This is a genomic window from Pseudomonas sp. 22072, assembly GCF_052046095.1.
Lineage (GTDB): Bacteria > Pseudomonadota > Gammaproteobacteria > Pseudomonadales > Pseudomonadaceae > Aquipseudomonas > Aquipseudomonas paracarnis.
The window spans coordinates 144216-158493 of the sequence record NZ_JBQEQE010000013.1 but is presented as its reverse complement, the minus strand read 5'-3'; the positions used below and the strand labels follow the sequence as shown (position 1 = coordinate 158493).

Sequence of the window (14278 nt, the reverse complement as noted above, 5' to 3'; positions counted from 1 at the left end):
CGGGCACACCGAGCCTAGGCGAGGTGCCGAGTGGTGGGGCAAGAGCCCTTTTGGTTACTTTTGGGGCTCTTTTCCAAAAGTGACCCGCTGTAAAAGCGGAACCCTAGGTGGCCGTTACCGCAGGAATGGATATGTACACAATCCAACTGTGTCGCCTGCCAGGCCGCCTTCGCGAGCAAGCCCGCTCCCACAGTTGGATTGCGGGGGTGTCAGGTAGATATGTGTCGCCTGGGAGGCCGTCATCGCGAGCAAGCCAGCTCCCACATTTGGATCGCGGCGAGTCAGGTAGATTGGCGTTGGCTGTCATCCCACACTGGCTTCACTGACCAACCAATCCATCAGCGCGACCAACCCAACCGACGGTTCCGTCCCCGGCGGATACACCAGGAAATACCCCATCCCCGTCGACACCCGCAGTTCAAACGGCATCGCCAACCGCCCCGCCTTCAGATCCTCGCCAATCAGCGCACTGTCGCCCATCGCCACCCCGGAGCCCTGGGACGCTACGGTCATTGCCAAGTCCAAGGTTTCGAAGTGGTGCCGTTGGATGGGATCGCTCAAGCAGGCATTGGCAGCCTTGAGCCACAACGTCCAATCGCGCTCGTCTCGGGTCGGGTGCAACAGTACCTGATGCTGCAAATCCTGCGGCGTACGCAAACTGCCCAGCAACCCAGGCACGCAGACCGGCGTTAGGCGCTCGTCGAATAAGTGCCGCGCCTCGGCGGACTGCTCGGCGATGGGCCCATAGATCACCGCCGCGTCAAACGTCTCACGACGAAAGTCGACGTTATAGGCCACCGTCGTGGTGAGCTCCACCGGCACATCCGGGCGTTCTTTTTGCCATTGCAGCAAGCGCGGCAACAACCAGCGCATCACGCAGGTGGACGCTTTGAGCTGCAAGGTGCGGCGCCGGTCACCGATGTGCTCCACCGCGTCAGCGAGCAAGCCAAACACCTGTTGCGCGCACGCCAGCCATTCGCGCCCCTCCTCCGTCAGGCTCAAGCCCCGCGCCTGGCGCCGGAACAAGGCATAGCCCAACTGGCTTTCCAACCCGGCCACCTGCCGGCTCACCGCGCCCTGGGTGATGTGCAGGTGTTCGGCGGCACGGGTGAAGTTGCAGCACTGGGCCGTGACCCAGAAGGTGTGCAACGCAGGTAACGGAGGGAGGCGTTTCATTGGGGCGCAGCCATGACGGGAGAACATGGCGAGTATGACTTTTTATCGATTGTTGCCGCCACCGGCCAACCGCTCCAATAGCGCTTCGAATCCATCACAAGAGCGACCTGTATGGCGACCTGCGGCGAAGTATTGGTGCACCTCCTGGAACGCTACGGCGTGGACCACGTGTTCGGCATTCCCGGCGTACACACCGTGGAGCTGTACCGGGGCCTGGCGCGCTCCAGTATTCGGCATGTCACCCCGCGCCACGAACAGGGTGCCGGCTTCATGGCCGACGGTTATGCGCGCACCTCTGGCAAGCCCGGCGTGTGCTTTATCATCACCGGCCCCGGCATGACCAATATCACCACGGCCATGGGCCAGGCCTATGCCGACTCGATCCCGATGCTGGTGATTTCCAGCGTGCAAGCACGCAGCCAGTTGGGCGGCGGGCGCGGCAAGTTGCATGAACTGCCGAACCAGAGCGCGCTGGTGGCCGGGGTGGCGGCGTTCTCCCATACCTTGATGTCAGCGGCCGAACTGCCCGCCGTGCTGGCGCGGGCGTTTGCGTTGTTCCAGGCTGGTCGGCCGCGCCCGGTGCATATAGAGATCCCCCTGGATGTGTTGGTGGAAAATGCCGACGCGTTGCTGGGCAGCACGCCTGTCAGCGTCACCCGTGCCGGCGCAGCCCCGGCTGCCATTGAGCAGATGCGCCAGTGGCTGGCTGCGGCCAAGCGCCCGCTGATCCTGGCCGGTGGCGGCGCCATTGACGCCGCCACCGAACTGACCCACCTCGCAGAAACCCTCGGCGCGCCCGTGGCCTTGACCATTAACGCCAAGGGTATGTTGCCCGCCGCGCACCCGCTGCTGATCGGCTCCACGCAGACACTGCCCGCCACCCGTGCCTTGGTGGCTGAAGCTGACGTGGTATTGGCGATCGGCACCGAGTTGGCGGAGACCGACTACGACGTCACCTTCGCCGGCGGTTTCAACATTCCCGGAACGCTGCTGCGCATCGATATCGACCCGGACCAGACCGTACGAAACTACCCGCCCCAAGTGGCACTGGTGGCCGATGCGCGCATTGCCGCCCAAGCCCTGCTTACCGAAATCAACCGCCAGCCGCCGGCGCCGCGCACTGCCGACTGGGGTGCAGCACGCGTCGCCCGTTTGTGGGCCGACCTGGAACCTGCCTGGGACGCTGCGACGCGTGCGCAAACCCGGTTTCTCAACGCCGTTCTGGAGGAATTGCCCGGCGTGGTGTTCGTGGGCGACTCCACTCAACCGGTGTACAGCGGCAATCTGACCCTTAACCTCGACCACCCACGCCGCTGGTTCAATTCCTCCACCGGTTACGGCACCCTGGGTTATGCCCTGCCCGCCGCCATGGGTGCCTGGCTCGGGCGCGGCGATGGCCAACCGGTGGTGTGCCTGATCGGCGACGGCGGCCTGCAATTTACCCTGCCGGAGCTGGCCAGCGCGGTGGAAGCGCGTACACCGGTGATCGTGCTGCTGTGGAATAACCAGGGTTATGAAGAGATCAAGAAATACATGGTCAACCGTGACATCGAGCCGGTGGGTGTGGGCATCTACACGCCGGACTTTATCGGCGTGGCCACGGCCTTGGGTTGCGCGGCAGAAAGCATCCGCGGCATCGAACATCTTCGCACCGCATTGCATGCTGCTGCTGATCGCCAGGGGCCGACGCTGCTTGAAATCGACCAGGGGCGGTGGGAGTTGACGAATCTGTAATCCCGCAACGCTGGACCTGTGGCGAGGGAGCTTGCTCCCGTGACGCCCTGCCAGCCAGCGCCCAATGCGCGCTTACCTCACCCCTCGGCATCCGCATTTTTTCAATAGCCCCTGCGACTTTCTGATTTGCCCCGCTGCACGCTCCATGGCCTGATTCGCCCTTGTTCATTCAAGGCAGGCCCATGGAAAACGTTCAGGCAAAATCCACCTCCGCACTATGGCTGATGATCAGCGTAGTGCTCGTCGCTCTCAACTTGCGCCCCTCGATGGCGGCCGTGGGGCCCTTGCTGGCGTCGATTCGTGAGGATGTGCCGCTAAGTTTCAGCAGCGCCGCCTTACTGACCATGTTGCCGGTCATGGCCATGGGCCTGGCGATGTTCTTTGGCATGGGCCTGGCCAAGCGCGTGGGCGAGCATCGCAGCATTGTGCTGTCGCTGCTGGTGATTGGGCTGGCGACCTTGTCGCGGTTGTTCCTGGATTCGGCACTGGAACTCATCGTGAGTGCCATCGCGGCGGGAGTCGGCATTGCGCTGATTCAGGCATTGATGCCGGCGCTGATCAAGTCGCGGTTCAGCGCCAATGTCTCGTTATTCATGGGCCTGTATGTCACCGCGATCATGGGCGGCGCGGCCCTGGCTGCTTCGTTCTCGCCGTTGGTGCAAGCCCGGACCGGCAGTTGGCGTATCGGCCTGGCTATCTGGGCACTGCTGGCGTTGCTGGCCCTGGTGTTCTGGTATGCCCAGCGTGCGGCACTGCCGCCGTTGCCTCAAGCCGGCTCGGGCCCTCAGGAGGCTTTTTTCAGCAATCGCCGCGCCTGGTTGCTGGCGATCTTTTTTGGCCTCGGCACCGCGTCCTACACCTGTGTGCTGGCGTGGCTGGCGCCCTACTACGTCGAGCAGGGTTGGAGTGAACAGAATGCCGGCTTGCTGCTGGGCTTCTTGACCGCCATGGAAGTGATCTCCGGCCTGGTCACCCCGGCCATCGCCAACCGCCGCCAGGATAAGCGTGGCGTGGTGGCGGTGTTGCTGGTGCTGATCATCCTGGGTTTCTGCGGGCTCATTCTCAGCCCGCAACACTGGAGCCTGTTGTGGCCATGCCTGCTCGGCCTGGGGATTGGCGGCCTGTTTCCGATGAGCCTGATCCTGTCCCTGGACCACCTCGACAACCCGCGCCGCGCCGGTGGCCTTACCGCGTTTGTGCAGGGCATCGGTTATCTGATCGCCGGCCTGTCGCCGCTCATTGCCGGCATGATCCGCGACCAATTGGGCAGCTTCGAATGGGCCTGGTGGTCATTGATGGCAGTGAGCGGGCTGATGCTGCTGATCGTTATGCGTTTCAACCCGGCGCATTACCCACGCCATATCCGCTGACGTCGTATTACAAACATTTTTTGTCCCACACAAAACATTGAAGGGTCCTACAGAGCTTTCTATTGGTACGAGCGTTCCGTTAACATTTTGCTCAGTCTTGTACTGAGTTCGGTACAAAGGGTTTACGGACGAAACCGATGCTAAACAGTAACTTGCTCAGAAAGCTCGATATGCAGGATTTGATGGTGTTTATCGCCGTCTACGACCAGAGCAGCGTTACCGAGGTGTCTGAAACGCTGTTCGTCAGCCAGTCCACCGTGAGCTATAGCCTGAAGAAGCTGCGCACCAGCTTTGAAGATGAGCTGTTTATCAACACCCGCGCAGGCATGCGTCCTACGTACAAGGCCACCACCATGTACGAGCACGTGCACAAGATTCTGGAAAGCATCAACCTGTGCCATGCCGGTGGCCAAGCTTTTGATCCGACCCAACAGGCCGTGACCTTCAATGTGTGCGCGCCGGAATATTTCGAACAGTTGATCCTGCCGCGCCTGCTGAAGCGCTTCGACCATGCCGACCTGCCGGTAATCGTCAATGTGCAGAAGCTGGAGACCGACATCCCCGCCGACGACCTGCGTGAGGGTCGCCTGGACCTGGTGATCTGCTTCGGCCCGCACTTTCACCGCGCTCACAAAGACTTCAAGACCCAGATGCTGTTGGAGGACGACTTGGTCTGCGTGTGCGACCAACGCTCAGCGCCGAGAGAACAGGCGTTCAGCCTGCAATCCTTCGTTGAGCGGCGCCACGTATTCCCTACGCCGTGGACCTCCGACACCAACATGATCGATGGCTGGCTTGCGCGCCAGGCCCGCAAGCGTCAGGTGATTGCACGGGCCAACAGCTACAGCGCGGCATTGAAGATGATTGCCGGCACCGACTTCATCGTCACCTTGCCCCGCCGCGTGCAAAAGTTACTGGCACCGGCGCCGGCATTCGGTGTTTGCGAAGCACCTAACGGTTTGCCGGGGTTCACCCTGGATATGCAGTGGAACGAAACCAGTGGGCAGGACAGCGCCAATACCTGGTTTCGGGAACAAGTGGTGAAGGTGTGTGCGGATCAGGGTTTGTTATAGGAACGCGCCTGATCAAGCTCTCCACACCCTAATCAGATAGCCAGTGACGTTCGGCGCTTAGTGACAGCCTGTGACGCGACATCCCGAGCGACAGGGCAATCGATATGGCAGTCTGCTATTACTTTGACCATCCACGCCAGAAACTGCTTTACGGCACCTGAACGCTCACGCCCCGGCACGCATACAGCTGAAAACTGCGCGCCCGGAATCTTGATGTCGGGTCTGTAAGGAATCAGCAATCCATTCGCAACATAGTCTGCCGCCAAGACCGTGCTCGCCAGCGTCAAGCCATGCCCGGCAATAGCGGCCTGGAGCGCAAAATGCTCATCGTTGTATTCACGATAGGCCGCGTTTGATAGCCAACTTTCATGATTCGCAGCCGCGCACCAGGACGCCCAACTAATTGAAGCGGGCGATGACGTCGCCCAACGTATATTTATAAGTTTCAACGAAGTTTTAACTTCCTCTTGCCTCCAGTGGGCATGAGAGAAAACACCAAACTGTTCGCGCATAAGCGCGTGGCTGTACAAGTCTGGAAAATCGCGAAACCCACAACGAATCGCTAAATCAACAGATGAGTCACGAAACAAATCCACCACTTCATTACTGGTTTCAACACTGACATGAATGTCTGGATGTTCGCTATAAAACTTCGCCAGCCGAGGGATCAACCATAAAGACGCAAATGCCGGCGTGGTAGAAACTCGGAGTGTGTTGGAGTCGGCGGGTGGCTTGAGCGAAGACATACTACCGCTTATATCCAGAAACGAAAGATGCACCTTTGAATATAGCCTCTCACCGTTCGCTGTGAGTTGAACACCGTGGGGAGTGCGTACAAAAAGCATACTGCCCAGTAAGTTTTCAAGTGTTTTTATTTGTTGTGATACTGCCGCTGGGGTAACAAACAACTCCGCGGAGGCTGCTTTAAACCCACCGAGTCTTGCGGCAGATTCAAATGCACGAATGGCTGTCAACGGCAATTTTGCGAACATTAATCAATCCCCCTTCCATGGTAAAAAAACTAAGCCAGGCTTACTTTATCTGATTTGCCTTCGCTTTCATAGAAGTGAATTCTAGGCTACGCCACCTAGCCGGTAACAGGAGGCGCGTCGATCGAGAATGTCGAGTCCATACTGACTGCGCTTGCGGATTGACGAAATTCTTTAGTCTAACTAAATGACACTGGCCTATATACGGTCTATCCCTGAGTGCACTTCAGCGTTCATGGAGTAGGTCTCGTTGCGCCTTTTTTAGAGCAAGTGGTGCATTCATGGAAAAGAACATACCTATCATTGACGTCGGTAGTTTGACGCAGGGAGCAGAGATATCACCACGTCTAGTAAAGGAGATCGACAACGCGTGCAGGGAGGTCGGATTTTTCACCGTCGTCAATCACGGTGTAGATAACACGCTTATTTCAACTGTCTTCTCTCAAATAGAATCGTTTTTTGACCTGCCTGTTCAGGCCAAGGAAAAAATCGAAATTCATAAATCCCCCTATATGCGTGGCTACTTTAGCGAAGGCGCTGATAAGTCGGATGGCATATTGGGCGATGTCAAAGAGGGTTTTGACATGGCCGCGGACTTGTCGCTTGACGACGAGTTCGTAAAAGCCAAATTACCTTTTTACGGCCCCAATGTATGGCCAGAGGAATTACCCGACTTCAAGCTTGCGATGAGGGAATATCACTCGCAAATGCTTGCGTTCGGAAAAAAACTGCTAAACGTGTTCGCCCTTGCGCTCAATATGCCGATCGATTACTTCGATGATAAATTCAAGAAGCCGATGGCCCAATTGAGAGTCCTGCGTTATCCCTCCACCCAATATACGCAGGGAGCGCCGATGGGTGCTGGAGAGCATACAGACTTCGGCTGGATCACGATGATCTCGGAAAGTGCCACCGGGGGGTTAGAGGTACAGAGTGCCAACGGCACCTGGATCAAAGTCAAACCCATCCCAAATGCCTTTGTCGTCAATGTCGGGGATCTAATGTCTCGCTGGACGAATGACCGTTACAAGGCAACGCTGCATCGAGTGATAAATACCTCCGGCAAATTACGCCATTCGGCGGCGTTCTTTATGGACCCAGACTACACCGCCAAAGTGGAGTGCCTGCCCAGCTGTTGCGCAGACGGCAGTCCTGCAAAATACGGAGCGATCATCGCGGGTGAGTACATGGACCAGAGGTTCTTGGAAACCACCACATTTCGTGAACTTGAACCCAACTAGTAGGAGTATTGAACGTGCTAGGTAAAGAATACACATTCTATCTATCAGCGATCGTAGCGATACTGGGCACCGTGGGCTATCACATGCTCATGAAGAAAATACCGTCTACGATCAACCCCTTGGTTTCAATTGTCAGTATTTATGTGGCGATCGTTATCCTGTCCACCTTGATGTTGCCGTTTTTTTTGGGCAGTGGAACGTTACTCGCGGGCTTGAAGCAAATGACCTGGCTTCAGGGAGGCATCGCGTTTTGCATCTTGATGATGGAAATCGGCTTTTTGATGATGTATCGCAGTGGATGGGACCTCAGTACGGGCAATATCGTTACCGGCGCCATTATCAATATTGCGCTCGGCTTCATCGGGGTATTTCTGCTTAAAGAAGGACTCTCTTATTTAAATATTGCCGGTGTTTTATTGTGCATCGTCGGCGTGATACTGATCGGCTACAAATCCAGTAGCAGCGAACAACCCGTGGACGCGGATACGCACGCTACGGTCTCGCTAGTACCACCTTCACTGGTGCCAGATGCAACAGCAAAAGAACCCTAGCCAGCCGTACACCTGCAATACATCTTTGGCATTGTGTATGCACACATACTCAAACCCCGCCGTTAGTTCCACATGCGCACGGAAGTGATTACACCTGTCCAAGCATGATCGGTTACCAGCTCAATAAGCGTTTCAGTGATTTTGCTCTTGAAGGTGATGAGATGTCTTTACTGTATGCTGATAATTATCTGCGCGCCATCAAAGACGCCAACGTGAAAACCCTGCTTATTTCAATAGCTAAAGAGCGAAGACTGTTGCCATCGGTGATGATACTAAGTGCAATAGCATCCTTCACTGTAGGGGGCATATTCCTGGCGTATACTCAACAGATCGTTGCGGTACTCGGTGCGATTATCTTGATTGCCCTTGCCAAAATCTGGTCCTGGTACCTGAGCCACGATTGCGCGCACAATTCTGTTTTCAAGTCGAAGAAAGTCAATTCTGTCATCGGAGAGTTGCTGTCTTTCCTTAACGGCCTCTCTTTCTTTTCATTTGAAGCCTATAGAAAAGATCATGTTCGCCATCATGCCGAAAAAATTGATATTGGTGGGTTCGATAGTGGTCACTTTGCTGTCGCTCATCCGAGGCTATTCAGTGCAATCATTGTTGCAGAAAAAATATATCTTCCCGCCTTCTACTATGTGATCAAGCTTACCAATATTTACTCCGTGATATTCAGTGGCAGCAGGCGCGAAGTTGCAAGGGGTATTGGAAGCCTGTGCATTTACATTGTAGCCTTCGCTACGTTTGCCCGGTTCTCCCTGATACTTGTGGTGGTATGGCAAGCCTCCTCCTTCCTTAGGATACACATCGTACGATTCGTCGACTGTTTCCAGCATTCTTTCCAGCAGGTGTATACGGCGGGAGAAAAGCTAACCCATGGAAAACACTACGAAATCCAGAATACCTTCTCCGTACCGGTGGCAAGAAAGTTTACCTTCCTCAATCTGATTATTTTGAATTTTGGTTACCACGCGGCCCACCACTGCTTTCCAACATGCCCTTGGTATATGTTGCCACAACTGGAAGCTGCCATAACCAAACAGTTGAGGCTTTACGGAATAACGGAAACAAGAGAAGAAAGCACGCCATTCTTCAACTTCATGACTGCCTACCATCGTGGGCGGTTATCAAGAATCATCAGCACCGATGAAGGGCAACCCTACGATGCTGATGGCCAATTTAACACCCACCATTTCACCGGTGCGTACACAGATAAGCTCTTAGGTTGAGTCACCCACTCAGGTCGGGCCTTATCAAAGCATGGACACTGTCAGGTCGTGGATACGGAGACCCCCACCTCAGCGCTTGAAAGTTGTAACTTACTTATAACTCAACTCATGACAAATCAATCAGATCTATAAAGGAGTGCGTGTGGACGATTCATGTGCAGACGCCAACAGCTTCTGGCTGACGGCTGTTGAAAAAGAGAGTATTCGGGACGCGCTCATAGACATTTGTTACGAGCCAACGGGCGGGCGAGACTACATCCACCTCATTCGCATGACCGCTTATCAAAAGTTTCCCGCGCGACTTCTAAAAAAGCTTGAATCACTTAAAGATGACGATGCTTCTTATTGTGTATTTGAGAACCTTCCGATTGATGACACATTTGGCAGCCCGCAAGGCGACGCTAATAGCTTGAACTTCAAAAGTGGTTATCTTTCTGAAAATGTGCTGGTTGCCCTGGGCAGTTTGATAGCGGAGCCCTACTCCATCAAGCATGAGGGGCCAAAGCTGGTCAATGACTTGGTACCGCATCCGGAGGCCGTAGGCGAGTATACCGGCAACGGTTCGGACCTGGAGTTGGACCTGCACACCGAAAATGCCTTTCAGGCTTATGACTCCCGTGGAGACACCTCGCCGCTGGCTCTTCTGCTTCTCGGCGTTCGCGGTGACCCTGCCGGGGTGGGCCCGAAAACCTGGGTGGCCGATGCGAGGGAAGCCCTTCAGGTTATGGAACAGGCCGATATTGAAATCCTATATGGCAAACATTTCATCATTCGTCAGCCCTACCGCTGGAGGAACAGTGCCGCAGGCGCGAAAGAAACTAATGTGTACCCAATTCTGAGCGGCCCGCTGACTCACCCTAGAGTCACTGCTGCGTTTTACCCGGACATGGTAATTGCCGCTGATCACGAAGCACAAAATACCCTGTTGAGGTTTTACAACGCGCTTAAAAGCGTAGCTCAGCCGCTGGACATTCAACCTGGCAAGTTGGTGTACATCAACAATCGTTTCATCCTCCATTCGCGTGACAAGTTCACCCCCAGTTTCGATCCAGAGGGGCATGCGTATCGTTGGATCCAGCGTTTGTTCATCACGAACAACTTGTGGAACTTCCGTTCATTCAACAAGTGTGGCGCGCGGATCTTCGAACCCGTTACTCGATGATATAAAGAGATAAATTAAATGTCGAACCATAAGCCATATACATCAATTATTCATAATATAGGCACTTTCCTCACGGGTGATCTCGCGTCTCCACTCATTACAGCAGATACCCTCGTCAGTGTTGATGGAATGATCACCTACGTGGGTCAGGCAGCAGATGTGGATTTTTCACATGCAGACCTGCTGATTGACGCCAAGCAGAGCACGGTCATGCCAGGTTTGATCGACAACCACACTCACCCGACCCTGGGTGAGTACAGCCCGCGCTCTGGCAACCACAATTGGATCTGGCACTCCTTGCAGGGCGGCGTGACGACCATGATCTCTGCCGGGGAAGTGCACGTTCCGGGGCTACCGACCGACAGGGTCGGTACTATCGCCATGGCAATCGCAGCGCAGCGCTCTTTCTCCAATGCGCGCCCTAGCGGAATAAAAATGGAAGCCGGCGCGCCACTGCTCAACGATGAGTTTTCGGATGAGGATTTCGCCGCAATGGTTGCTCAAGGCATCAACCAACTGGGAGAGGTCGGGATAGGCCCGGTCAAGTCAGTCAGTCGTGCAGCTGAATTGGTCAAGATGGCTCGCAAACACGGCATGACTTCCATTACCCACACGGGCGGTCCTTCAATTTCTACCTCCCAGAGCATGGGTGCAGAAGAGATCCTTGAAATTGCGCCCGATATCATCGGGCACATCAATGGCGGCTATACCGCACTGGCACCCAGCCAAATCAGATGCCTGTGTGAAGGCTGTCTGGGTGCCCTGGAAATCGTACATAACGGCAACGAGTTCGCGGCGGTCACCACCCTGAATTACGCACGAGAAATGAACCAACTGGACCGTATCGTCATTGGCACGGATTCCCCTGCCGGATGTGGGGTTCCCGCGCTTGGCATGCTCAGGGCAATTGCCTTGCTCAGTAGTTTCGGCGACGTTCCACCGGAAAAGGCCGTCTGTTTCGCAACGGGTAACACCGCCAAGGTGAGAAAGTTGAATCGGGGGATTCTGGGCGTCGGAAGAGAAGCCGACATTCTGATCGCCTGTGGGCCTTTGGGAGGAGCGCAACCCAGCGTACTTGGAAGTTTCAGCAGTGGTGACCTTCCAAGTATTACCTCGATTCTGATCGATGGGCGCCTGGTCGTGAGGCAATCCAGAAACTCGCCACCGCCATCTGTCACACCTGAAATAACTCTGCGTACCTAATAGCAGCGTCCCGAAAGGGACGTCGCCTCGAGAGCACTCATATGCATAGAATTCTGCCCGAAATTACGCGCAGAGGGCCTACCGTACTCGCATGCGGTTGCGCAATTGGATTGGCTATTCCCTATCTTGCAGACTTGGCGAGGCCATTGCTCCCCGTCATGGTTTTCATATTTGTCCTGGGCACTCTCCTGCGTATTAACAACGCTGAAGTCATCACTGCAGCCAGAAACTTGAAAATATCCCTGATATTTCCAGCCCTGATGGTGGTGGCTTGCCCTTATATTTTTGGAATGCTTTCGCTTTACCTCACCGGCAATCAAGAACTTTCCCTTGCGATAGCCATCGCTGTTGCCGCCCCGCCCGCCAGCGGAAATGCAGCCGTCGCGAGAATGCTCGGGCTTGACCCTTCCATGTCACTGGTGACTGCGCTCTGCTCAATGGCAATTATCCCTGTCACCGCTCCGCTGATACTCCACCTATTCGCTGATGGCCTTTCACTCTCCTTGAACCCCGTTGATCTGGCGATCAGACTGGCCGTGTTGATAGGAGGCGCCGAAGGCGCTGCTATTTTGATACGTCGTTTTTCGCACACCTTCGTCGCCACGCACGGCCTGGCTATTGACGGTATTGTCGTCATCGCGCTTTTCCTCTTTGCAGTAGGCACGATGGCGGGCATGCAGCAGGTAATTCTGGAGACCCCGTCGTTGGCCATCTCGATGATCGCCATTGCCTATTGCATCAACGTCTGCCTGCAGCTCCTCATGGGCTGCTTATATCCCGGGTCATTGATCGCCAAGTTCACCATGGCACTCAACGGTGGCAATAGAAATGTTGGACTATTATGGTCTGCTCTTGGTGTCAGCTTATCGCCCACAATGGCGTTGTATTTTGCATGCTGCCAACTGCCTATTCACACCATGCCGAAGATACTGCAGTTTGTTTTACCCAGAGTTGAAAGCTATTTGAATAAACTGGTTTTAAGCAAGAATCGAATCTGAGCTATTACTGCCTGGAACTGCATAAAAATGATACTCACGCCAGAAAATATCAGGCAGATTGCCGAACGCTCTTCGCTGGAGACTACTGCCTGCTCTTGTATTCGGGGCTTGTCGCAGGGGTGGGAAACCTTACCCAAAACACTCGAGGCGAGCAGCCTGTTGCGCTTCATAGGCGAAATCCCGACCGATAGGGCACAAGAACTCAGCCTTGAGGAATACCACCCGAACGGTACCCATTTCTGGTCTGAAGACGCGCCTATCTGCTTTGATTTCTTTCCTTATAATATTTCAAGCGTCTGGGGCTGTAAGTGTTGCGCGCGAGCATTCCTCAGGTTTACGGAAGCAGGCGCCTATCACTCCGAACAACGCATCCGTATTTTGCGTGCGTCGCTGATTGGCAACCCCGTTCAAGAAGAGCACGTTCAGGATTAGCCGTTCTTGAGGCGCCCCCCTCCTTCCCCTAGCACGGGTATAAACCTCAGGCTTTATTCGCTACCAACCCGCGATCACTCATGAATGCCTCCAGCCGCGAGCGCATCCAGCGTTCCGCCGGGTCTGTGTCAACGTGGCTGAGCCACACCATGGACAAATCCAGGGTCGGGGTTTCGAACGGGAACGGCTCGCAGAACAGATTCCCGCTGGCGGCCATAGCCTGGGCGGTGTAATCCGGCAGGCTGGCGATCATGTCGGTGCCGGCAAGCAAGGCCGGCAACGAACTGTATTGCGGCACCGAGAGCACTACATGGCGTTTGCGGCCCACCTCTGCCAGCCACTCATCGGCAAACCCGGCCACATTGGCGGTGTGGGACACCAGCACGTGGGGCCGTGCGCAATATTCGTCAAGGGTCAGCGGGGTGTCCGAGGCATCGGCGCGCAGCAGGCACGGGCGGATGTGCCGCAATAGCTTGCGCTTGGCATTGGCCGGCAACCCGCGGGTCTGGGTGATGCCGACGGTAATATCGCCAGAAGCCAGCAGGTCGGGAATGCGCCAATAATCCACATGCTGCACCACGAACACCACCTGCGGCGCTTCCTGACGCAAGGCCCGTAGCAAGGGTGGCAGCAGGCCGAACTCAACGTCATCGGACAGGCCGATGCGGAAAGTCATGGTGCTGATGGACGGGTCGAAATCATGGGTCAGGCTCAGGGCCGAAGACAGCGAGTCGAGGGCCGGCGACAGGTGCTGGATGATCTCCTCGGCGCGCGCCGTAGGCTCCATGCGATGGCCGACACGAATAAACAGTGGGTCGTTGAAGAGGGTACGCAGGCGGTTGAGGGCCGAACTGATGGTCGGTTGGCCGAGAAACAGCTTCTCCGCCACCCGCGTCACATTGCGCTCGAGCATCAGTGCTTCAAAGACCACCATCAGATTGATGTCAGCCTTGCGTAATTCATTGCGATTCATCGGCGCCTGCCCCTTTCCCCAAGACAAGCGGCAGTTTAGGAAGGCTGCGGGGCTGCGTCTATGTGCGTACTGCTCAATAAACGGGTTGGGGACGGTAAATCTGCGTTTGAAGGTTGCCGCTGCGCTTAAAAATGTGGGAGCGGG

The 14278-nt window shown here is 55.6% G+C and carries 13 protein-coding genes; 10 read left to right on the top strand and 3 right to left on the bottom strand.

What is annotated here, in order from left to right:
• Positions 1 to 303: 303 nt before the first annotated feature.
• Positions 304 to 1176: a LysR substrate-binding domain-containing protein gene (locus tag ACTJLA_RS15810; RefSeq protein WP_314549564.1), complete on the bottom strand. Its 873-nt coding sequence runs from the start codon at positions 1174 to 1176 to the stop codon at positions 304 to 306.
• A gap of 111 nt (positions 1177 to 1287) precedes the next feature.
• On the opposite strand from ACTJLA_RS15810, the gene ACTJLA_RS15805 reads away from it, so the two are divergent.
• The 3 genes from ACTJLA_RS15805 (at position 1288) to ACTJLA_RS15795 (ending at position 5353) form a co-directional block, all read left to right on the top strand.
• Entirely contained in the window at positions 1288 to 2910 is a 1623-nt protein-coding gene (locus ACTJLA_RS15805; RefSeq protein ID WP_181124674.1) for a 5-guanidino-2-oxopentanoate decarboxylase, read from the top strand.
• Between the two features lie 182 nt (positions 2911 to 3092).
• On the top strand, positions 3093 to 4280 hold the full coding sequence (locus tag ACTJLA_RS15800) for a cyanate transporter (protein WP_314549556.1): 1188 nt from the start codon (positions 3093 to 3095) through the stop codon (positions 4278 to 4280).
• A 137-nt stretch (positions 4281 to 4417) separates the two neighbouring features.
• A complete protein-coding gene (locus tag ACTJLA_RS15795; protein ID WP_034126603.1) occupies positions 4418 to 5353 on the top strand; it encodes a LysR family transcriptional regulator in 936 nt (311 codons plus the stop codon).
• A gap of 32 nt (positions 5354 to 5385) precedes the next feature.
• On the opposite strand, the gene ACTJLA_RS15790 is transcribed toward ACTJLA_RS15795, so the two are convergent.
• Complete coding sequence (locus tag ACTJLA_RS15790; protein WP_089041232.1) at positions 5386 to 6345, bottom strand: LysR substrate-binding domain-containing protein; 960 nt, start codon at positions 6343 to 6345, stop codon at positions 5386 to 5388.
• A gap of 278 nt (positions 6346 to 6623) precedes the next feature.
• On the opposite strand from ACTJLA_RS15790, the gene ACTJLA_RS15785 reads away from it, so the two are divergent.
• From ACTJLA_RS15785 to ACTJLA_RS15755, 7 genes are all read left to right on the top strand, one after another.
• Positions 6624 to 7583: an isopenicillin N synthase family dioxygenase gene (locus tag ACTJLA_RS15785; protein WP_034126602.1), complete on the top strand. Its 960-nt coding sequence runs from the start codon at positions 6624 to 6626 to the stop codon at positions 7581 to 7583.
• 14 nt (positions 7584 to 7597) lie between these two features.
• On the top strand, positions 7598 to 8134 hold the full coding sequence (locus tag ACTJLA_RS15780) for a hypothetical protein (protein WP_052199952.1): 537 nt from the start codon (positions 7598 to 7600) through the stop codon (positions 8132 to 8134).
• Between the two features lie 104 nt (positions 8135 to 8238).
• Complete coding sequence (locus ACTJLA_RS15775; protein ID WP_314549546.1) at positions 8239 to 9366, top strand: fatty acid desaturase; 1128 nt, start codon at positions 8239 to 8241, stop codon at positions 9364 to 9366.
• A 142-nt stretch (positions 9367 to 9508) separates the two neighbouring features.
• The gene (locus ACTJLA_RS15770; RefSeq protein WP_440841560.1) at positions 9509 to 10528 is read left to right on the top strand and encodes a TauD/TfdA family dioxygenase; all 1020 of its coding nucleotides are present in this window, start codon (positions 9509 to 9511) and stop codon (positions 10526 to 10528) included.
• 18 nt (positions 10529 to 10546) lie between these two features.
• On the top strand, positions 10547 to 11731 hold the full coding sequence (locus tag ACTJLA_RS15765) for an amidohydrolase family protein (RefSeq protein ID WP_089041235.1): 1185 nt from the start codon (positions 10547 to 10549) through the stop codon (positions 11729 to 11731).
• Between the two features lie 110 nt (positions 11732 to 11841).
• Entirely contained in the window at positions 11842 to 12729 is an 888-nt protein-coding gene (locus ACTJLA_RS15760; RefSeq protein WP_233098214.1) for a hypothetical protein, read from the top strand.
• Positions 12730 to 12756: 27 nt separating this feature from the next.
• Positions 12757 to 13161: a hypothetical protein gene (locus ACTJLA_RS15755; RefSeq protein WP_054920030.1), complete on the top strand. Its 405-nt coding sequence runs from the start codon at positions 12757 to 12759 to the stop codon at positions 13159 to 13161.
• Positions 13162 to 13207: 46 nt separating this feature from the next.
• Here the strand turns inward: ACTJLA_RS15755 and ACTJLA_RS15750 are convergent, their stop codons facing one another.
• Positions 13208 to 14134, bottom strand: a complete 927-nt coding sequence (locus tag ACTJLA_RS15750) for a LysR substrate-binding domain-containing protein (RefSeq protein WP_003189553.1) — start codon at positions 14132 to 14134, stop codon at positions 13208 to 13210.
• Between the last annotated feature and the right edge of the window lie 144 nt (positions 14135 to 14278).